The sequence below is a fragment of the Kordia periserrulae genome, assembly GCF_003054265.1.
Taxonomy (GTDB): domain Bacteria; phylum Bacteroidota; class Bacteroidia; order Flavobacteriales; family Flavobacteriaceae; genus Kordia; species Kordia periserrulae.
In genome coordinates this window covers 226,215-247,346 of sequence record NZ_QBKT01000007.1, presented here as the reverse complement: position 1 = coordinate 247,346, position 21,132 = coordinate 226,215, and the positions used below count along the sequence as shown (strand labels likewise).

Annotated in this window: 14 protein-coding genes; 10 read left to right on the top strand and 4 right to left on the bottom strand. The window is 35.8% G+C overall.

What is annotated here, in order from left to right:
* Positions 1-25 precede the first annotated feature (25 nt).
* On the top strand, positions 26-1,828 hold the full coding sequence (gene uvrC / locus C8N46_RS15415) for an excinuclease ABC subunit UvrC (RefSeq protein ID WP_108115807.1): 1,803 nt from the start codon (positions 26-28) through the stop codon (positions 1,826-1,828).
* Positions 1,825-4,047: a patatin-like phospholipase family protein gene (locus tag C8N46_RS15410; protein WP_108115806.1), complete on the top strand. Its 2,223-nt coding sequence runs from the start codon at positions 1,825-1,827 to the stop codon at positions 4,045-4,047. Before uvrC ends, C8N46_RS15410 begins: the two co-directional genes overlap by 4 nt.
* Positions 4,048-4,052: 5 nt before the next feature.
* Here C8N46_RS15410 and C8N46_RS15405 read toward each other — a convergent pair whose 3' ends face one another.
* On the bottom strand, positions 4,053-4,889 hold the full coding sequence (locus C8N46_RS15405) for a hypothetical protein (RefSeq protein WP_108115805.1): 837 nt from the start codon (positions 4,887-4,889) through the stop codon (positions 4,053-4,055).
* 416 nt (positions 4,890-5,305) lie between these two features.
* Between C8N46_RS15405 and C8N46_RS15400 the strand changes: the two genes are divergently transcribed.
* The 3 genes from C8N46_RS15400 to C8N46_RS15390 all read left to right on the top strand — a co-directional run bounded on the left by C8N46_RS15400 (position 5,306) and on the right by C8N46_RS15390 (position 8,857).
* A complete protein-coding gene (locus tag C8N46_RS15400) occupies positions 5,306-6,463 on the top strand; it encodes a homogentisate 1,2-dioxygenase (protein ID WP_108115804.1) in 1,158 nt (385 codons plus the stop codon).
* 118 nt (positions 6,464-6,581) lie between these two features.
* On the top strand, positions 6,582-7,745 hold the full coding sequence (hppD, locus tag C8N46_RS15395) for a 4-hydroxyphenylpyruvate dioxygenase (RefSeq protein WP_108115803.1): 1,164 nt from the start codon (positions 6,582-6,584) through the stop codon (positions 7,743-7,745).
* A gap of 167 nt (positions 7,746-7,912) precedes the next feature.
* Positions 7,913-8,857 carry a tryptophan 2,3-dioxygenase family protein gene (locus tag C8N46_RS15390; RefSeq protein WP_108115802.1) on the top strand — a complete coding sequence of 315 codons (945 nt, stop codon included), beginning with the start codon at positions 7,913-7,915 and terminating at the stop codon, positions 8,855-8,857.
* Positions 8,858-9,589: 732 nt separating this feature from the next.
* Here C8N46_RS15390 and C8N46_RS15385 read toward each other — a convergent pair.
* The 3 genes from C8N46_RS15385 to C8N46_RS15375 all read right to left on the bottom strand — a co-directional run bounded on the left by C8N46_RS15385 (position 9,590) and on the right by C8N46_RS15375 (position 13,130).
* Entirely contained in the window at positions 9,590-10,195 is a 606-nt protein-coding gene (locus C8N46_RS15385; RefSeq protein ID WP_108115801.1) for a DUF4214 domain-containing protein, read from the bottom strand.
* A 223-nt stretch (positions 10,196-10,418) separates the two neighbouring features.
* The gene (locus C8N46_RS15380) at positions 10,419-11,255 is read right to left on the bottom strand and encodes a T9SS type A sorting domain-containing protein (RefSeq protein WP_108115800.1); all 837 of its coding nucleotides are present in this window, start codon (positions 11,253-11,255) and stop codon (positions 10,419-10,421) included.
* A 105-nt stretch (positions 11,256-11,360) separates the two neighbouring features.
* Positions 11,361-13,130 carry a helix-turn-helix domain-containing protein gene (locus C8N46_RS15375; protein WP_108115799.1) on the bottom strand — a complete coding sequence of 590 codons (1,770 nt, stop codon included), beginning with the start codon at positions 13,128-13,130 and terminating at the stop codon, positions 11,361-11,363.
* A 280-nt stretch (positions 13,131-13,410) separates the two neighbouring features.
* Between C8N46_RS15375 and C8N46_RS15370 the strand changes: the two genes are divergently transcribed.
* The 5 genes from C8N46_RS15370 (at position 13,411) to C8N46_RS15350 (ending at position 21,054) form a co-directional block, all read left to right on the top strand.
* Positions 13,411-14,187 (top strand): DUF3108 domain-containing protein, encoded by a 777-nt coding sequence (locus tag C8N46_RS15370; RefSeq protein WP_108115798.1) that lies wholly within the window; start codon positions 13,411-13,413, stop codon positions 14,185-14,187.
* A gap of 79 nt (positions 14,188-14,266) precedes the next feature.
* On the top strand, positions 14,267-15,232 hold the full coding sequence (locus tag C8N46_RS15365; protein ID WP_108115797.1) for a tryptophan 2,3-dioxygenase family protein: 966 nt from the start codon (positions 14,267-14,269) through the stop codon (positions 15,230-15,232).
* Positions 15,229-16,506: a peptidoglycan DD-metalloendopeptidase family protein gene (locus tag C8N46_RS15360; RefSeq protein ID WP_108115796.1), complete on the top strand. Its 1,278-nt coding sequence runs from the start codon at positions 15,229-15,231 to the stop codon at positions 16,504-16,506. The genes C8N46_RS15365 and C8N46_RS15360 overlap by 4 nt, the downstream gene beginning before the upstream one ends.
* 6 nt (positions 16,507-16,512) lie before the next feature.
* A complete protein-coding gene (gene pgi / locus C8N46_RS15355) occupies positions 16,513-18,156 on the top strand; it encodes a glucose-6-phosphate isomerase (RefSeq protein ID WP_108115795.1) in 1,644 nt (547 codons plus the stop codon).
* 156 nt (positions 18,157-18,312) lie between these two features.
* The gene (locus C8N46_RS15350; RefSeq protein ID WP_108115794.1) at positions 18,313-21,054 is read left to right on the top strand and encodes a TonB-dependent receptor; all 2,742 of its coding nucleotides are present in this window, start codon (positions 18,313-18,315) and stop codon (positions 21,052-21,054) included.
* Positions 21,055-21,132: the final 78 nt, after the last annotated feature.

Sequence of the window (21,132 nt, the reverse complement as noted above, 5' to 3'; positions counted from 1 at the left end):
AACCAAAAAAACAACTACCAAAAAAATGACCAAATCCCTAGAAGTACAACTCAAAACCTTACCAACCAATCCTGGCGTATATCAATACTACGATAAGGATGGTAAACTGTTGTATGTGGGAAAGGCAAAAAACTTAAAAAAGCGCGTCACGTCGTACTTTACCAAGAAGCACGAATACGGGAAAACACGCGTGCTAGTCAAAAAAATTGCCAACATCAAACATATTGTGGTGGCTACGGAAACGGATGCGTTGTTGTTGGAAAATAATCTCATCAAAAAATACCAACCACGCTACAATGTGATGTTAAAAGATGATAAATCCTATCCTTGGATTTGCATCAAAAACGAACGTTTTCCACGCGTATTTCCGACGCGAAAAATGATCAAAGATGGTTCGGAATATTTTGGACCTTATACCAGTATGAAAACGGTTCGAACGCTGTTAGACTTAATCAAAGGACTCTATCCGTTGCGAACGTGTAACTACGATTTGTCACACGAAAAAATAAACGCAGGCAAATACAAAGTCTGTCTTGAATATCATTTGGGCAACTGTTTAGGTCCGTGCGAAGGTTATCAAACCATACAAAGTTACGACGAGCAAATTGTCGCGATTCGTGAAATCATCAAAGGAAACTTTAAAGATTCGCTCAATCAGTTCAAAACGCAAATGAAAGCACATGCAGAAGCGATGGAATTTGAACAAGCACAAAAAGTCAAAGAAAAAATAGAAATTTTAGAAAACTATCAGGCAAAATCAACCATTGTCAATCCGAAAATCAACAATGTGGATGTCTTTTCTATCATTTCTGATGAAAGCTTTGGCTACATCAACTTTCTACAACTTTCGCTAGGTTCTATCGTACGTTCGCATACACTAGAAATCAAGAAAAAACTAGACGAAACCGATAAGGAATTACTCGAATTGGCAATCACGGAAATTCACCAGCGTTTCAAAACCAATTCCAAAGAAATTTACGTTCCTTTCAAGGTAGAAGTTGGTGAAAATTTTAAAGTAACCGTTCCAAAATTAGGAGATAAAAAACGAATTCTAGACTTGTCGTTACGAAACGCGAAATACTTCCGTCAAGAACGTTTCAAGCAAATAAAATTAACCGATCCCGACAAGCATGTCAACCGTATCATGTCGCAAATGCAAAAAGATTTGCGTCTATCGAAAGAACCGCGACACATCGAATGTTTTGACAACTCCAACATTCAAGGAACCAATCCTGTGGCGGCTTGTGTAGTGTTTAAAAACGGAAAACCAAGCAAAAAAGAATACCGTCATTTCAACATCAAAACCGTAGAAGGACCGGATGATTTTGCATCGATGGAAGAAGTAGTGTATCGCCGTTACAAACGTTTGTTAGACGAAGAAGAACCGTTGCCGCAACTCATCGTCATTGATGGTGGAAAAGGACAATTATCATCTGCACTCAAAAGCTTAGATGCGTTGGAATTGCGAGGAAAAATAGCGATTATCGGAATTGCAAAACGCTTGGAAGAAATCTACTATCCAGGCGATTCCATTCCGTTGTATTTGGACAAAAAAAGCGAAACACTTAAAATTATACAACACTTACGAAACGAAGCGCATCGATTCGGAATCACGTTTCATCGCAACAAAAGAAGTAGCAGCGCACTCAATTCTGAGCTAGAAACCATTCCTGGAATCGGCGAAAAAACGATTGTGGAACTGCTGAAAAAATTCAAATCGGTCAAGCGAATTTCGGCAGCTTCTCAAGAAGAATTGTCGGCTGTGGTTGGAAGCAGCAGAGCAAAAAAAATATACGATAACTTTCAAAAAAATAAGGCAACCTCATGAAACGATGGATTTTCATCTGTATAGTAATACTAAGTTGTATCACGATTTCTGCCCAAGAAATACAAGAAAAAAAAGATATCAAAGTAGGTTTGGTATTGAGTGGTGGTGGTGCAAAAGGCTTGGCGCATATTGGCGCGCTTAAAATGATAGACAGTTTAGGAATTCGCGTAGATTATGTAGGCGGAACAAGTATGGGCGCAATTGTCGGTTCGTTGTATGCTTCAGGATATACGGGAAAACAAATTGATTCCATCTTTAAAAAAACAAACTTTGATGTATTAATTCAGGATGAATTGCCACGCTCGGCGAAAACATTCTACGAAAAAGAAGATGCCGAACGCTATGCAATTACCTTACCATTTGACGATTTTAAAGTGAGTTTTCCATCGTCTATTTCCAAAGGACAAAATGTATATAATAAACTGGCACAATTGCTTTTACACGTTGAAAAAGTAGACGATTTTAGCAAACTTCCTATTCCGTTTCTCTGCATTGCCACCGACATTGAAAAAGGAGAACAAATCGTACTAGAAAAAGGATATTTGCCAGATGCGATTACGGCAAGTGGTGCATTTCCGTCACTTTTTGAGCCTATTCCAATGGGCGAACGCTTATTGATTGACGGCGGTGTGACCAACAATTATCCTATTGATGAAATAAAGGCAAAAGGTGTGGATATCATTATCGGAGTTGATGTGCAAGACGGTTTGGCTGATAGAGAAAAATTACAATCGGCACCAAGTATTCTAACGCAAATCAATAATTTTCGTACCATCAACGATATGAAAATTAAAAGAAAAAAGACCGATGTGTATATTCGACCAGATATTGAAGGGTTTTCAGTGATTGCTTTTGACAAAGGACGCGAATTAATTTCGAGAGGTGAAATTGCAGGAAAAAAACAACTAGCAGCATTGCAAGACATTGCGGCGCAACAGCAGCAAAAACGCGCGATTGCTCCTGTAAAAGCAAAAGATTCTATTTTGATAAATTACATTCACTTACGTGGAACAGAAAACTTCCCGCGTTCGTACGTGTTAGGTAAACTTCGTTTTAAAACACCGAAAAAAATACCGTTTAAAAAGTTTACAGAAGGTATTGGAAATTTGGCAGCCACAGGAAACTTTTCGGCAATTCGTTACCAAAGATTCAAAGACGAAAATGGCTCCGATGATATTGTCATCAATCTACGAGAAAAACCAAGCAAAACATTTTTACGATTAGCGGCACATTACGATGATGTATATAAAACTGCGGGATTGATTAATGTAACAAAGAAAAAACTATTCTTTCAAAATGATGTGGCTTCGCTCGATTTTATCATTGGAGATAACATTCGCTACAATTTTGAATACTATATTGACAAAGGTTATTATTGGAGTATTGGACTCAAATCGCGATTCAATACGTTTGAGCGCGGTGTCAATTATGACCTAATTTCTGATGACACGTCCAATCCAAACTTAAACAGAATTGATGTGGAGGTTTCCGATTTTACCAATCAATTGTACATACAAACCGTTTTGCGTGAGGAATTTGTATTTGGTATTGGTGCGGAGCATAAGCGCTTGCGAATTGATTCAGAAACCATCAGCGATGACAATCAGGATGAAACTGTTTTTGAACGAAGTGACTTTCTAAGTTCGTTCGGATTTCTAAAACTAGATACCTACGATAATAAATATTTCCCTTCGGACGGATTGTTCTTTTCAGGAGATTTTCACTGGTATTTATATTCCTCAGATTACAACAAAAACTTTGAACCATTCTCGCTGGCACGCGCAAAAATTGGTTATGCAACGCCGTTATTCAATAATATTTCACTAAACATCACTTCGGAAGGTGGTTTTAAAATTGGCGATACTGGTGTAAATTCGTTGGACTATGTTTTGGGTGGATTCGGAAATAACTTTATCAACAATTACATTGCCTTTTTAGGCTATGACTTTCTCAGTTTTGCAGGAGATAGTTTCGTAAAAGGAACCATCACGCTTGATTATAATTTCTTTTCCAAACATCATTTAAACTTTACGGCAAACTACGCCAATGCGGGAAATAACATTTTTGACGACGGCGAATGGTTTACCAAACCTGATTTTAACGGATATGCTTTTGGCTATGGTTTTGAAACCTTCTTCGGGCCATTGCAAGTAAAATATGCATGGACGCCAGATATTGAGAAAGATCAACTCTATTTTAGTATTGGATTTTGGTTTTAGCAATGTCAATTCTTTGTATCAAGACATTCAATAGTACCGTATAAATAGTTCAAAAAATTCGTATTTGTTACGCACTTTTCAAACTGAGTTTTTCCTTTAAATCTATTATCGTAAGTTATGGTAATACCTATTAATTTTTCATTTTTAAAATATTCTTGGATATTTTGTATGTAGAAATATTCAGACTCTTTTGAAGCATCAAATCCTTTTAGAGTAATAGAAGAAAATAAATTTTCTTCTAGCTTGTTTGATTTTTGGTAGGTAGTACCTTCGTAGTTTTTACAATAAAACTCACCTTCTTTTCTATAATTTGTATCATCAGATTTTTTATCATATCGAAATGCAATCCGCTCATAAAAGTCTATAGAATCCGTTTTTTTGTGATTTCTTAGGCTCATAATTACATAGCGTTCGGTATTTGTATAATTGTATTTGCCTTGAAATCCTTCAAGCCAGTGAAGTTTTTTGCCAGTACCAAAATCTAATTCACTATAAAGCTCTTTTTTCAAAATAGAGACAGCATTTGAATGTACCTTTTTATACAACTTCCATTGATTGATTTTGATAGCATCTTTGATTTCTCCCGAAAAGTACAATGTGTCAGTATCTTGTAAGTTTTCAAGATGAAATGGTTTTAATACGGTATTTAATAAAAACTTAAAATCTTTTGTACTTCCTTTAAATGTATATTGTCCGTCCTTTAAAAATTGTAAGTCTTCCGTTAAAATTGTACTTTTCGCATGCGGACTGTAATAATCTATATGTTCTGTGTAAAGTAACGTGTTTTCTTGTGCAAAGCTCAAAAAACAAGAAAATACTATAAAAAAAGTTACTCTTGCCATAATCCTTCAAAATTTCATTAGTTTTTGAAATGAACAGATTTAATATTTGTACATTGGAGTCATCACTCCAATAAAAGTCAATATTTCTTTTCAAGATATAAATTTATTCCTTTAAAAAAGGTTCAAAAAAAGATTTTGAATTTGAAATATCACTTTCATCAATACTTTTTCCATTTAAAAAATACAAACCATTTATTTCTTATCCAGATATTTCCGATATTTGTGTCAAATGATGAAAAATATCTGCTAAATTAGTAAGAGTGAAACCTTTTTGGAACGACTTATTAGCGCATTTACACTATCTTATCAAGCGAAATCCTGAATAAGACAGCGTTGTTTTTTGCCAAATGTGAATACCATTCTTCACATTTTTCTTATCTTATTACATCATTTTTAAGCACAAAAAATAACATTATATGCCTTTTTATCATAAACTCGGAAATATTCCACCAAAACGTCATACCATTTTTAAAAAGCCAAATGGCGATTTATACTATGAACAACTTTTTGGAACGATAGGTTTTGACGGAATGTCCACCAATAGCTATCACGAACATAGACCAACGCAAGTCAAAGAAATACGCAAGCAATACAGTGTAGAGCCCAAAATTGCAAAGGCAAACAATATGCAGTCGTATCGCTTCCGCGGATTTCAAGTGCCGCCCGAAGCAGATTATCTCGAAAGCAGGAAAGTCGTTTTAACTAATAGCGATTGTCACATCATTTTGGCTGCTCCACAAGAATCAACACGCGATTATTTTTATAAAAATACCGATGCGGACGAATTAATTTTTATCCATAAAGGAACAGGAAAACTCCGCACCATGCTCGGAAACCTTGATTTTAAATACGGGGATTATCTATTAATTCCGCGCGGAGTCATTTACAAACTCGATTTTGATACAGACGACAACCGCTTGTTCATTGTAGAATCGCGCAGACCAATTTACACACCAAAACGTTACCGAAATTGGTTTGGACAACTATTAGAACATTCACCGTTTTGCGAACGTGACATCAGAAGACCGTACGAATTGGAAACCAACGATGAAAAAGGCGATTTCCTCATCAAAGTAAAAAAACAAGGTGATATTTTTGAAATGATTTACGCTACACATCCGTTTGATGTGGTAGGATACGATGGCTACAACTATCCGTATGCGTTTTCCATTCACGATTTTGAGCCAATTACAGGACGTATTCACCAACCGCCACCAGTGCATCAAACCTTTGAAACGGACGCGTTTGTCGTTTGCTCGTTTGTGCCAAGATTGTACGATTATCATCCAGAAAGCATTCCAGCACCTTACAACCATAGCAATATTGATAGTGATGAAGTACTGTATTATGTAGATGGTGATTTTATGAGTAGAAATGATATTGACGCGGGACACATTTCTCTACATCCAGCTGGAATTCCACACGGACCGCATCCTGGTGCCGTTGAACGCAGTATCGGGCAAACCGAAACCGAAGAATTGGCAGTCATGGTAGATACGTTTAAACCTTTGCAAGTAACCGAAGAAGCCATGAAAATTGCAGATGAAGACTATTATAAATCTTGGTTAGAATAAGTAGTCATGAAACAACATACAACAAACATTGCAACGCATATTCGTGCCATGTGGTAAATAGGAAAACTATTTTAAAACACACTAAAAACGAATTAGCAATGCATTAAAAAACAACAAAATGGCAGCAGAAATTAAAAACTTACGAGATTTACAAAATACAGAATACGGACTCAAAAAACTATTTCAAGAAGCAGAAGATTTTCTTCCGCTTTTAGGAACTGACTATGTAGAATTATATGTTGGAAACGCCAAACAATCGGCACACTTTTACAAAACTGCTTTCGGATTTCAATCAGAAGCGTATGCAGGGTTGGAAACAGGATTGAAAGACAGAGTTTCGTATGTACTTAAGCAAGATAAAATTCGCTTAGTGCTGACAACACCATTGAACAAAGGCGGTGAAATCAACGAACATATCAACTTACATGGTGATGGCGTAAAAGTCGTAGCACTTTGGGTAGAAGATGCCACAAAAGCCTTTGAAGAAACCACCAAAAGAGGTGCAAAACCATACATGGAACCTACCAAAGAAGAAGATGAACATGGTTATGTGATTCGTTCGGGAATTTATACGTATGGAGAAACGGTTCATATTTTTGTAGAGCGAAAAAACTACAATGGACTCTTTTTGCCAGGTTTTAAAAAATGGGAATCACATTACAATCCTTCGCCAGTTGGGTTAAAATTTATCGATCACATGGTTGGGAATGTCGATTGGGGCGAAATGAAAGACTGGTGTGAGTTTTATGACAAGGTGATGGGCTTTGCACAAATCATTTCCTTTACGGATGATGATATTTCTACCGATTACACCGCGTTGATGAGTAAAGTGATGAGCAACGGAAACGGTCGCATCAAATTTCCAATCAACGAGCCAGCGGAAGGAAAAAAGAAATCGCAAATTGAAGAATATCTAGACTTTTACAACGGTCCAGGCGTACAGCACATTGCGGTAGCAACAGACAATATTATTGAAACCGTATCGCAAATGCGCGAACGTGGTGTGGAATTTTTATACGTTCCAGAAACCTATTACGATGATTTATTAGAACGTGTGGGTGATATTGACGAAGATGTAGAAGAACTCAAAAAACACGGAATTCTCATTGACCGCGATGAAGAAGGCTATTTGTTGCAATTGTTTACCAAAACCATTGTAGACAGACCAACGATGTTCTTTGAAATCATTCAGCGAAAAGGCGCACAATCATTTGGCGTAGGAAACTTTAAAGCGCTATTTGAAGCGATTGAAAGAGAACAAGAAGCACGCGGAACTTTGTAACAATATGATTTGTCATTGTGAACCAAGAGAAGCAATCAGTCAATCATACTAAATAATGTCATTTCGAGCGCAGTCGAGAACTTGGAAATTCTATATTCAAAGCTATTTCGACTGTGCTCAATATGACAATTCAATAAAATACACCTTTCTCTCCTAAAACTAACAACATGACCAGAGAAGAACTCCTCGCTGCCATAGACAAAAAATACTTGGATATGGGGCAAGATCCTGACGTACACCTTTCAGGATTATTACATGCAGAACCCATGAAATACTGGGATTTCATTCAAGTAGATGCGCTCTTAGGATTGCAAACACAGCGTACGCAATTGCCTGACGAAATGGTGTTTATCATGTATCATCAGGTAAACGAATTGGTATTTAAGATGATTTTGTGGGAAATGCAACAAATCGCTCATACCGAAAACATTCTTCCAGAAAAATTTGTCATGCATTTGATGCGCATCAGTCGTTATTTTGACTTGTTATCAAATTCATTTGACATTATGGGCGAAGGTATGGAAGTGGAGCAATACATGAAATTTCGCGACACCTTAACGCCTGCCAGTGGTTTTCAATCAGGACAGTATCGAAAAATCGAAATTGCTTCTACCGAATTGATTAATTTAATTGATTATCGATTCCGTGAAACCATCGACCGCGAAACACCGTACGAACATGCGTATAACAATATGTATTGGCAAGTAGCAGGAAACGATCACAAAACAGGAAAGCGCAGCAAATTAATGGTCAACTTTGATGAGAAATACAAAAAAGAGCTCATTGCATGGATGAAAGAATACAACACCATCAACTTGTGGACAAAATTCAAGCAGTTGCCAGAAGCCTATCAGCAAAACACAGCATTAATCAACGCGATGCGTCATTACGACCATACAGTAAATATCAGCTGGGTAATGCATCATTATCACGCCGCGGCAAAATATATCAATTCTGAAAAAGGGAATCCAAAAGCGACAGGCGGAAGTGATTGGCAGAAGTATATGCATCCAAAATATCAAAAAAGAATCTTTTTTCCAGCACTTTGGAGTGAAGAAGAACTCAAAAACTGGGGAATTACCAACTTAGAAGGCTATAAAATCTTAAAATAAACCTAAAATCCGAAACAAAGAAAAGTTAAAAATGCTATATAATTATCAATAAAACTTAAAAATCACTGAAAATTCTTCAATAACTCTCGATAAAACACACTTGGGATTGCAAAAATTCTGTTAAAGTTAAATACTGTGCTTGCATAATAAAAAGTCCGTTTTATATTTGCAGTGCAAAAGCGAGTGGTTTCCTTTTGCAACTTTAAGAAGAGAGATTTTCATAATTTAAAGTTTTGGTTGGTTAATAAATAAAAAAAGCTCGATTGAAAAATCGGGCTTTTTTATTGCCTCATTTTCAGGGAGAAACGATAAAATTTTGCTGAATTTTCAAAGAAAATCATTTTTTATTGAAAACTCAGCAAGTAAAAAGAATAAACACTCTCACACTACATAAAAATACTGTTAAAGTAAAATACTATGCTTGCATAATAAAATTCCCGTTTTATATTTGCAGTGCAAAAGCGAGTGGTTTCCTTTTGCAACTTTAAGAAGAGAGATTTTCATAATTTAAAGTTTTGGTTGGTTAAAAAAAAGAGAAAGCTCAATCGTACGATTGGGCTTCTTTTTTTGCTTAGTATCAAAGTGTTACGCTTCAACATGAATGATGCGCTACACATCAAAAAAAAGACTGCCACACACGGACAGTCTTTAACAATCATTCAATCTTTGTTTTTCCTACTCTATACGCTTTTCGGATGCCGCTTTTTGTTTTTTGATGATGATGACGCGCTTTTAAAAAGTACATTGATTGGCAGCATTGTTACATTCTGTAGAAATATTAGCCAAACGTCTTTCAAACTCTGGCGAACTTCCAATGGCTCTTGCTACGTAATTTAATCCTCTGGAGCGCAATTGATTTGTCCAATATGTTCCACCATTTACATCAGGTTCACGCAATAACAAACCTTGATACGCGATATATACTTTTTTATCAATTTGATAGCTCGTTAAATTGTTTCTATTTAAAAAACTATGGTAGCGTGAATTCCATCGCTGACTCGCTTCTGGCGAAGAAATAAATCCGACGGCAACACCTTCAAAACCTTGCGAATAAAAAATGTTTGTCCAGTAGCTGACTACGCTCGCATTTTCAGGACAACGCTCTAAGTACGATAAGTATGCCAAGCGAACGACACAATGTACATCGATGGACGGATTTGGAATGTTTGGTGGAATAAAATCTGGTTCTAGCGGAATTTGTTTACTCGTTACAGTTTCAAGTGCCGGACTGTCTTCTGTAGCAATATCTTCTGACTGACAACCGATGATACACAATGATGCTATTACTAAGGAAAGCACAATCACTAAATGACGCGATGTAAATATGAATTTTTTCATGATAATTGATGAATTTGTAATTAGTTCCTACTCTATTATGGTTTTTCGGATGCCACCTGTCTCGATCAAGAACAAATCAAAGGTAAGTAGCGGTTTTGCTGGAAACAAACGAAGTATTTTCAGATTTATAAAATTGAAGAAATCGCAAAAAAAGCGTATAAAAAAGCGTCTGTCCTAAAAAGCTATTTTAAAACAGACGCTAAGTATTCAATCAAAAAACTACTTAATTTTTCAAAAATGGTTTGGTGTAAGTTTTTCCGCCACGTTTGAGTTGGTAAAAATATCTTCCTTTTTGTAACTGTTTAATGTCTAACACGTATTGCGCTTTGTTATTATGAAGCGTGGCTTTTAATTCGTGTTGACTCAATTCGTTACCGTTGTCATCAAACAGCGCCACTTCAATTGGTAACAGTTTGGCTTTTTTTGAGGTTTCTATGATTGTTGGAAATTCAAAAATAAGTTGATGAGCGCTCGGATTTGGATACACACTAAAAGTATTTCCATTTCGTGCTACAGGCTCATCAGAAATCGTGTTGATGATAAAGCCAAACGACGGAAATGTTTGAAAATTATAATTGTTTCTATTGTAATCTTCTTGTGAGTCGTATTTTACCAAGTTCATTTTTATCTCGTAGTTAGCTTCACCAAGAATGGTTTCTTCAAAAATTTTAAAAGGATACTCCTCAATAGCTTTAAATGTGTCTCTTGATTTGTTTTTTCGCGCAGGCGGAATCAATACAGGAACCGTTACACCTCTTATAATAATTGTGTCGAATCCGTTAGGTGCTATTTTGTAAATAATATACTGAATGCCAAAATAGCCCGCAAAATCGATTTCTGCTTCATAATTGATATCAATTCGAAATGCAATTGGCAATCCATGATTCATAGTGTACGACTGACTGTTTGGAGTCAATTCGTATCGAATGTTTTGTACATCATCTAAAATCGAAAATGTAAGGTCAGCCACATTTTCTGCAATAGCGTTGGTAACTTGTGCGGTAGTACTCAAACAAAAAAATAGTAAGAGTGTGGTACGGGTAAAATGTTTTAAATTCATAACAATAAAAGTTTTAAGTTAAACGTGCTTTCAAAGTATGAATATTTCAATGTTTGCTACAACAGAAGCGTGTTCATTTTTATAAATTTAAACAAAATGAACTGCCTAACTGTCAATTTTTTTAATATAGTACGATGGATTTAAGCCTGTTTTGTTTTTAAACTCTTTGATGAATGTTGTGGCACTTTTATAGCCGATTTCTTTGGAAATAGCATGAATTGTATATGAGCGAAACACCGCATCTTCTTTCAATTTTACCAACACATAATCAATTCGGAGTTTGTTTACATATTGGCTAAAACTTTGTTTTTTGATAGTGTTTAATGCTTTCGATAAATAGCTTGTATTGGTATTGAGTAGTTTGGCGGTATTGTGCAAACTGGCATCTTCCGAAAGATAGAAATGTGTAGCCTCCAAAGCGCTCAATTGCTCCAAAATAGTTTGTGATTTTTCATCTTCTATGGTAGAAGTTGTGATTTCTTTTGGAGATTTTTGTGCAGAAGTTTTGGTAGAAATATCTTCAATGATGGCTAAAAACTTTTGCTCTTTCAGCTTGGCTTTTCTGTAAAAAAATAACAAAGCTAGTAACAACAGCGACACCAAAATCACCGAAACAGTTGTAATGACTTTTTTATCGGCTAAATTTTCGGTGTTTTCATGGGTCAACTTTTCATTCTCCAATTCGTATGCTTTCATATCATCTTCATACAACAAATCTTTTGCGGCGAGTTGCTTTTCAGTCAATTTTTTGATGATATTTTGCGATTCGCGCAAATAGAAAAGCTCTTTTTCTTTCTGTTGCTGACTCTTTGAAATTTGTATCGCCAACGCATACATTTCTTCAATTCTATCCGTGTAGGTATCATCACCAGCACGTTTAAAAATAGCATCTAATAAGCGAATTGCTTCATCGTATTGTTCTAATTTGGCTAAATTCTGCGCAATGTAAAAATCAGTAATGTATAAGTTGTTTTGCAATCCAGCTTCTTTCAATACTTTTTTTCCTTCTCGCAAATAACCTAGCGATTTAAAATATTCACCTTTTTCATAATACACTTTCCCCAAATTCACATTGAAGCGACTTTTAAAAATCTCAAAATCATTTTTTTCAGCAATTGCAACACCTTTTTTGTAGGTTACTTCGGCTTCTTCAAAACGTTTCAATTCGGACAAACACAGTACTTTTCCCAAAAGCGAACTCAAAAGCGTAGCCGTATCTTGAACGGAAAGCGGTTGTTCTTTTGTATCAAGAATTGCAAGGATGGAGTTATAACTGTCGAGCGCATTTTCATATCTATTCAGCTTGGCGCGAATGTTTGCAATATTCGTCAAACAAATAATTTCATACGATGTATTTTGGGTATCTGTAGAAAATTCTTTGGCAATCAAATACGGTTTCAAAGCCTCGTCATACACGCCCAAAACATACCAACTGCTTCCCAACAAAACATTGCTGCTAATACTGTTAATAGTGTCTTTCATTCGTTCGGCAATACGCGCAGAAATGTACGAGCGTTTTAACGCTTCTTTATAATTGGGTTGATAAAAAGAAATATATGCCATTTGAAAATTGGCAAAAAACTGAATACTATCATCGGCTTCTTTTCTACCTCTTTCCAAATACAATTGACAATACGCCAAACCTGAAAGAGTATCTTTTTCAACAGCAAACGTATGCTGAATCATTTCTTCAATAGTTTCCAAAGCATCAGAAGTTGTAATTAACAACCGTATTTCTTCAGAAACAATAGTGTCATTTACGGTATAATTTTCTTGTGCTATGGAAACATTCGATAACAGAAAAAGCACACACAAAACACTAAAACAGCGCGTTTTAGTTAGGAAATAAAGTAGCGTGCAAACAAGATGCTTCATTATAATACGGTTTGTAAGAAGTAGGCTTATAAACTCATCAGAAATATACAATATAAAATTGAATACAAAAGCTGTATTTTAGCTTAATTTCAACTCTTACAATGTATGTAAAATTGGAAACTATCTATGCGTATTCATGGTAAAAGTCACTCAAAAGAAGCTTTTACAATAGTGTTACTAGGGTGAAACTATATTTTTTGGAATAGTAATTGTAATGCTAACATAAATTAACAAAAAGGTAATAACTATTTTATTATTTTTACAAACCTTTATGTCAAAAATGAAACACATACTTACTATATTCTGCCTACTTACATGCTTCCTGTCGCAAGCACAAAAAAAAGACGCCGCTTTTGAAACGGGCGAGTGGTTCAAATTTCGTATTCACTACGGATTCATCAATGCGAGTTACGCAACGCTGGAAGTAAAAGACGATTACCTAAACGGAAAAAGCGTTTATCATGTAGTCGGAAAAGGAAAAACCACAGGTTTTGCCAGCATCTTTTTTAAGGTTGACGACAATTACGAAAGCTATTTTGATAAAAACAGTGGAAAACCCTATAAATTTATTCGTCAAATTGATGAAGGTGGCCATACGAAAGACATTGAAATCGATTTCAATCACGAAAAAGAAAAAGCGCTTGTCAACAATAAAAAGCACAAAACAAAAGAAGAAATCAACATTGAAAAAAATGTGCAAGACATGGTTTCAGCTTTTTATTACTTGCGAAACAACTACGATGTTTCATCTATCAAAGAAGGTGATGAAGTTGTGCTGAACATGTTTTTTGACAAAGAAAACTTCAAATTCAAATTAAAATTCTTAGGACGCGAAACGATGCGTACCAAATTTGGAAAAGTTCCATGCCTCAAATTCCGTCCGTATGTACAAGCAGGGCGCGTATTTAAAGAAAGTGAAAGCTTAACGTTGTGGGTTTCGGACGATGAAAACAAAATTCCAATTCGCATCAAAGCAAAACTAGTAGTTGGCTCATTAAAAGCAGATTTAGATGCGTTTAAAGGATTAAAACACCCTTTCAAAATACTTGTTGATTAATTCAATCGGACAAAACAAGATGAATTTATAGCCAAAAGAAAAAGTTTAAGTAACTTTCAGGTTTAAAATAAAATAACAGATGAAAATTTCTCCTGAAATTGCAGCACGAATTGAAAAACTAGAACGAAAATATACCAATTCTGGGCAAGATTTGGGCTCTTATCTCGACGGATTACTACATCAACGCTATCTTACGTATTGGGAATACATTCACTTAGACACCTTGTTGAGTTTGCAAATTCCGCGTACGTTTTTTCCGGATGAAGAAATATTCATCATGTATCATCAAATAACGGAATTGTACTTTAAGCTCATCATTCACGAGCAAAAACAAATCATTGATGACAAAGGGCAAACAGCAGAATTTTTCACACAACGCATTCACCGAATCAACAACTACTTTAAAGCGCTCATTTCCTCGTTTGAAATCATGATTAACGGAATGGAGAGAGAACAATTTCTCAACTACCGAATGTCTTTGTTGCCTGCGAGTGGATTTCAATCGGCACAATATCGCATGATTGAACTCTATGCTACACCTATGGAAAACCTAGTGCATCATACGGTACGAGATCAATTTTCGTCAAAAGACAGTTTGGACGATCTTTATGAAAACATCTATTGGAAAAAAGGTGCGACCGATAGCAAAACAGGTGAAAAAACACTCACGCTCAAACAATTTGAATATCGTTACACGCCACGCTTTATGCGTATTGCCAATGAAGTACAACACAGTACCATATACCATCGCTACTTAGCATTGCCTGAAGAAGTAAAGAAAAACAAAAATCTAATAGATGCCTTAAAAAAGCTCGATTTGAATGCAAATGTCAATTGGCCACTGATGCACATGGGCTCTGCATATCGCTATTTACGACGCGAAAAAACAACCATTGAAGCTACGGGTGGTACCAATTGGAGAGAATACTTGCCTCCAAGTTTTCAAAAAGTGATCTTTTTTCCCGAAATTTGGAGCGATAATGAAAAAAATGAATGGGGAAAAGAATGGGTAGACCATATTTTCAACACAGAAAGAAAACAATGAGAATAGGGAAAATTGTATTGCTAATACTAGTATTTATAGGCTTTTACGCGTGTGGCGAAGAAGAAAAAAAAGTTCAAAAAAACGTTGAAATAGAAGCGCCAGCTCCTGACCCAATAGAGTTTGGCTTCAACCTTAATGACTACGTAGTTATTAAAGATACCGTACGAAATGGTGACAGTTTTGGAGAAATTTTACAAAAAAATAACATCGGCTACTCTAAAATCTTTCAAATTGCCGAAAAAACCAAAGATACGTTTGACATCCGAAAACTGGTAGCGGGAAAACCATATACCTTGCTTTGCACCAAAGGCGATTCATTGAACAGACCAGAATGTTTTATCTATCAAAAAAATAGCATAGACTATGTGGTGATAAAATTCAAAGATTCTATCAATGCGTACACGGAAAGTAAGCCTGTTAAAATTGTAGAAAAAGAAGCTTCAGGAGTTATTACAAGCTCATTATCGGCTTCATTGGACGATGCAGGATTGAGTCAACGATTGGCGTATGATATGTCAGACATTTACGCGTGGACGATTGACTTTTTTAGATTGCAAAAAGGTGATGAGTTTAAATTAATTTACACTGAAAAATATATAAACGATACCACTTTCGTGGGAATTGACAATATAAAAGCGGCATACTTTAAACACAATGGCGAACCATTTTACGCATTTCAATTTGAAACTGACAGCATCAAGCAAATTGTTGATTATTACGATGAAAATGCTAAAAACTTACGTCGTGCTTTTTTAAAAGCGCCTGTGCGTTACAAGCAAGTCCGTATTTCATCGCGTTACAACTTACGAAGACGCATCAAACTATACGGAAATCGTATTCGTCCACACAAAGGAACCGACTTTGCAGCGCCCATTGGCACACCTATTATTTCTACAGCCAATGGAGTCGTAGTAGAATCTGCCCGAAGAGGCGGCAACGGAAACTATGTCAAAGTAAAACACAACAGTACGTACACCACGCAATATTTGCACATGAAAAAACGAAAAGTAAAAGTGGGCGAATTTGTGAAACAAGGAGACGTTATCGGTTGGGTTGGAATGACAGGAAACACCTCTGGACCACACGTATGTTATCGTTTTTGGAAAAACGGTCGTCAAGTCGATCCATTCAAGCAAAAACTACCAGATGCCGATCCGATTGACGAAAGACTAAAAGATTCATACTTAGAATACATTGCGCCATTAAAAACACAAATTGATGGCATCGAAATACAGCTTCCACAAGAAGAAGCACTTATAACTGCAATAAACTAACAAATCATGTTAACAAACATAAACCCTACAGAAACTGAAGCTTGGAAAAAACTTCAGGAACATTTCTATGCAACGAAATCGTTTGCGATGAAAGACTATTTTTCAACAGATGCTAACAGAGCCAATCGCTTTTCTATTCAATGGAAAGATTTTTACGTAGACTATTCTAAAAACAGAATTTCACCAAAAACGATGGAATTGCTTTTAGAATTGGCTAATGAGGTGCATCTTAAAGAAAACATTGAAAAATATTTCGATGGTGAAATCATTAATGAAACGGAAGGAAGAGCTGTATTGCACACAGCATTGCGCGCAAAAGAGACGAGCGAAGTTTTTGTAAATGGTCAAAATGTAATTCCAGAGATTTACAAAGTCAAGCAAAAAATAAAAGAATTCTCAGAATCGGTTATTTCAGGAACAAAAACAGGACACACGGGAAAAGCATTTACTGATATCGTAAATATTGGGATTGGCGGTTCTGATTTAGGACCTGTAATGGTGACAGAAGCGTTACAATACTATAAAAACCATTTGAATGTGCACTTTGTATCAAATGTTGATGGCGATCATGTGCAGGAAATCATCAAAAACTTAAATCCTGAAACAACGCTATTTGTCATTGTATCCAAATCGTTTACAACACAAGAAACCTTGACTAACGCATTGACGATTCGCAAATGGTTTTTGACACATGCGAGCGAAAAAGCTATTGAACAGCACTTTGTAGCAGTATCGACCAACTTGGAAAAAATCAACGAATTTGGAATTGCGTCAAAAAATGTATTTCCAATGCGCGATTGGGTTGGTGGACGTTTTTCTTTGTGGAGTGCAGTAGGATTGTCTATCAGTTTATCTGTAGGATATGATAATTTTGAAAAATTAAATGCTGGCGCACATGCCATGGACACGCACTTTAGAACGACTTCTTTTGATCAAAACATTCCAGTAGTTTTGGCATTATTAAGTGTTTGGTATAATAATTTTTACGGTGCAGAAAGTGAAGCCATCATTCCATATACCCAATATTTGCATCAATTTGCGGCGTATTTGCAACAAGGCATCATGGAAAGTAACGGAAAAAGTGTGGATAGAGGTGGAAATCGTGTCAATTATCAAACAGGAACCTTAATTTGGGGCGAACCTGGTACCAACTCGCAACATGCGTTCTTTCAATTGATTCATCAAGGAACCAAGTTGATTCCTGCCGATTTTATTGGTTATGTTGAATCTTTACACGGAAACAACGAGCATCACGATAAATTAATGGCAAACTTCTTTGCGCAAACAGAAGCCTTACTTCACGGAAAAACGGAAGCTGAGGTTGTAGCAGAACTTTCGGCTAAAGGAATGGGCGCTTCTCAAATGGAAAAACTACTTCCATTCAAAATATTTGAAGGCAACAAGCCAACCAACACTATTTTAGTTGACAAGCTAACTCCAGAAAGTTTAGGTGCATTAATAGCTTTATACGAACACAAAATATTTGTACAAGGTGTTATTTGGAATATATTTAGTTACGATCAGTGGGGCGTTGAACTCGGAAAACAACTTGCCACAAAAATTTTAACAGACATTCAAAGTGCAGAAATTGCAGAACATGATGCGTCGACCACAAATCTTTTAAAACACTTCAAAAAAAGTAAAAAATAACTGTTAATAATTCGGTTTGTATCTTAATTCCCTGCAAAACAATTAAATAAGTTAAAAATGTATTTTTGTTAAAATGTTAAAACATTTAACATTCGCTTAATATATGCATGCACAATAAATGCGATTTTTGCGGCATTAAATAAACTAATAAAACTTATGAAAACGTTTAACAATGTATTTTTTGCAGTAGCGATGTTTTTTATAACATCGGTTGCTTTTGCTCAAGGGACAATTACTGGTAAAGTAACAGACGACGCTGGTCCATTACCAGGAGCAAACATCGTTGAGAAAGGAACATCCAATGGAGTTTCTACAAATTTTAACGGAGAGTTCACATTAAATGTTACAACTTCTAGTGGAACTATTGAAATTTCTTATGTTGGATTTACTACAAAATCAATTCCATTCAATCTTAATGGAGGAACACAAGACTTAGGATCAATTACATTGGTTGCAGACAATTCTTTAGATGAAGTTGTAATTGTTGGTGTAGTTGATATCGCTAAAGAGCGTGAAACTCCTGTTGCAGTTTCTACAATTAAGGCAGAGGAAATTGTGGAAAGATTAGGAAACCAAGAGCTTCCAGAATTATTAAATGCAACACCATCTGTGTATGCTACAAAGTCTGGTGGTGGTTTTGGTGACTCAAGAATCAACATTCGTGGTTTTGACCAAGTAAACACTGCTGTATTAGTAAACGGTGTACCAGTAAATGATATGGAGAATGGAGCTGTATATTGGAGTAACTGGACAGGTTTAGCCGATGTAGCTTCTGCCATCCAAGTACAAAGAGGTTTAGGTTCTTCTAAACTAGCAATTTCTTCTGTAGGAGGTACATTAAACATTGTAACAAAAACAACAGACAGAAACGAAGGTGGATTTGTTGGAACTACATTAGGTAACGATAATTACTTAAAAACAATCGCTTCGTACTCTACTGGTAGAATGGAAAATGGTTTTGCCTTTACAGGATTATTCAGCAGAACAGCTGGAGATGGTTACATCAACGGAACTGCTTTTGAAGGTTATAACTATTTCTTAGGATTTGGGTGGACTGACGAAGACAGAACACACGACCTTCAATTTACTGTAACTGGTGCGCCACAGGTACACAACCAAAGAACCACAAGTTTCTTTAACGCGGCAACTATTGCACAATATTTACAATATGGTGATAAGTACAACTTTAACCATGGTACATTAAATGGAGAGGAGTTTAACTGGAGAAGAAACTTCTATCACAAGCCAGTATTGTCATTAAACTGGGATTGGAATATCTCTGATCAAACGAAATTATCATCTGTAGCATACGCGTCATTTGGTCGTGGTGGAGGAACTGGAGATATCGGAAGATTACCAGGATTCAACTTTGCTTCTAGCTCAATTTTTAGAAATCAGCAAACAGGAGAAGTATTATGGGATAGAATTGTTCAATACAACAGTGGACAAGCAGTAACATTCTCTGATGGAAACGTATACCAAAGAACAGATGAAGAAAACGGACAATTCATCAACGATAGTAGAGATAATGGTTTATCAAGAAGAGCTTCAATTAACTCTCACAACTGGTTTGGATTGTTGGCAAACTTAAATACACAATTAAGCGAAAACTTAACATTAGACGTAGGTGTAGATGCTAGAACCTATAAGGGATTCCACTACAGAAGATTGGATAACCTATTAGGAGCAGATGCATATAGAGATAATGACGATGTAAATAATCCTAATAGAATATTAACAAACACCTACTCTTCTGATTTTGGTTCAATCGTAAATGTATTTAAAGATATTGATGATGAAGATAAAATTGACTATTACAATATAGGATATGTACGTTGGTTAGGGATTTTTGGTCAGTTAGAATATAAAAAGGATGATATTTCTGCATTTGTACAATTTTCTGGTTCTAACCAAGGATTTAGTAGAGAAGATTTATTCCTATTAACACCTGCTGAAGGACAACGAACAGACTGGGAGAACATCTTAGGAGGAACTATCAAAGGTGGATTGAACTACAACATCGATGAAAATCACAACGTATTTGGTAACGTTGGATACTACTCAAAGCAACCATTATTTGATGCAGTATATCTAAACAATACAAATGAGTTGAACTCTGACTACAGAAATGAAAAAGTATTCGGTGCAGAATTAGGATATGGATATAAGTCTGAAAAGTTAAACGTAAACCTGAACTTATATAGAACTTCTTGGAAAGACAGATATATCAATCTTACAGGAACATTTGATGTAAACAATACACCAATGGATTCTAATGACGATGTACAAGGGGTAACTAACTTAGTAGGCTTAGAGCAAATTCACTCAGGAGTTGAATTAGAGTTTACATACCGTCCATTAGACTTCTTAACGTTCAATGGAATGGCATCTGTCGGTAACTGGAAATATGCAGGAACAGTATCTGGACCAGCTTTTAATGTAAACGATGCGAACGAAGTAGTTGGTCAAAATACATTATACTTAGACGATGTAAAAGTTGGTAACTCTGCACAAACAACCATGCGTTTAGCGGCCATTGTAGAGCCAGTTGAAAACTTAAAGTTTGACATCGCTTGGTTTAGAGCTGATGATTTATATGCTGACATCAACGCAGAAGATTTTGATGAAGCCGATAACAGAGGTTCATTACAATTACCTGCGTACAACTTATTTGATGGAGGAATGTCTTTCAAATGGTTAGTTGGAGAAGAAAAAGATAAAACAATCAACTTCCGATTAAATATCAATAACTTGTTCAACACAACTTATATCGCAGAATCACAAACAAACATCTTTGCAAATCCAGGGGATGATACTTACGATGGTATCAACACTGCTAATAAAGCATTCTTTGGATTTGGAAGAACTTGGAACTTTAGTATTCGTTACGATTTCTAAGAAAAGAATTAAAAATCAACATATAAAATCAAAGCCGCTTCAAAATTTTGAAGCGGCTTTTTTTTAATGAAAATTTTA

Bases quoted from the DNA above. Each gene is read 5' to 3' on its own strand.
- uvrC (WP_108115807.1), top strand. From the start codon at position 26: ATGACCAAATCCCTAGAAGTACAACTCAAAACCTTACCAACCAATCCT.
- C8N46_RS15410 (WP_108115806.1), top strand. From the start codon at position 1,825: ATGAAACGATGGATTTTCATCTGTATAGTAATACTAAGTTGTATCACG.
- C8N46_RS15405 (WP_108115805.1), bottom strand. From the start codon at position 4,889: ATGGCAAGAGTAACTTTTTTTATAGTATTTTCTTGTTTTTTGAGCTTT.
- C8N46_RS15400 (WP_108115804.1), top strand. From the start codon at position 5,306: ATGCCTTTTTATCATAAACTCGGAAATATTCCACCAAAACGTCATACC.
- hppD (WP_108115803.1), top strand. From the start codon at position 6,582: ATGGCAGCAGAAATTAAAAACTTACGAGATTTACAAAATACAGAATAC.
- C8N46_RS15390 (WP_108115802.1), top strand. From the start codon at position 7,913: ATGACCAGAGAAGAACTCCTCGCTGCCATAGACAAAAAATACTTGGAT.
- C8N46_RS15385 (WP_108115801.1), bottom strand. From the start codon at position 10,195: ATGAAAAAATTCATATTTACATCGCGTCATTTAGTGATTGTGCTTTCC.
- C8N46_RS15380 (WP_108115800.1), bottom strand. From the start codon at position 11,255: ATGAATTTAAAACATTTTACCCGTACCACACTCTTACTATTTTTTTGT.
- C8N46_RS15375 (WP_108115799.1), bottom strand. From the start codon at position 13,130: ATGAAGCATCTTGTTTGCACGCTACTTTATTTCCTAACTAAAACGCGC.
- C8N46_RS15370 (WP_108115798.1), top strand. From the start codon at position 13,411: ATGAAACACATACTTACTATATTCTGCCTACTTACATGCTTCCTGTCG.
- C8N46_RS15365 (WP_108115797.1), top strand. From the start codon at position 14,267: ATGAAAATTTCTCCTGAAATTGCAGCACGAATTGAAAAACTAGAACGA.
- C8N46_RS15360 (WP_108115796.1), top strand. From the start codon at position 15,229: ATGAGAATAGGGAAAATTGTATTGCTAATACTAGTATTTATAGGCTTT.
- pgi (WP_108115795.1), top strand. From the start codon at position 16,513: ATGTTAACAAACATAAACCCTACAGAAACTGAAGCTTGGAAAAAACTT.
- C8N46_RS15350 (WP_108115794.1), top strand. From the start codon at position 18,313: ATGAAAACGTTTAACAATGTATTTTTTGCAGTAGCGATGTTTTTTATA.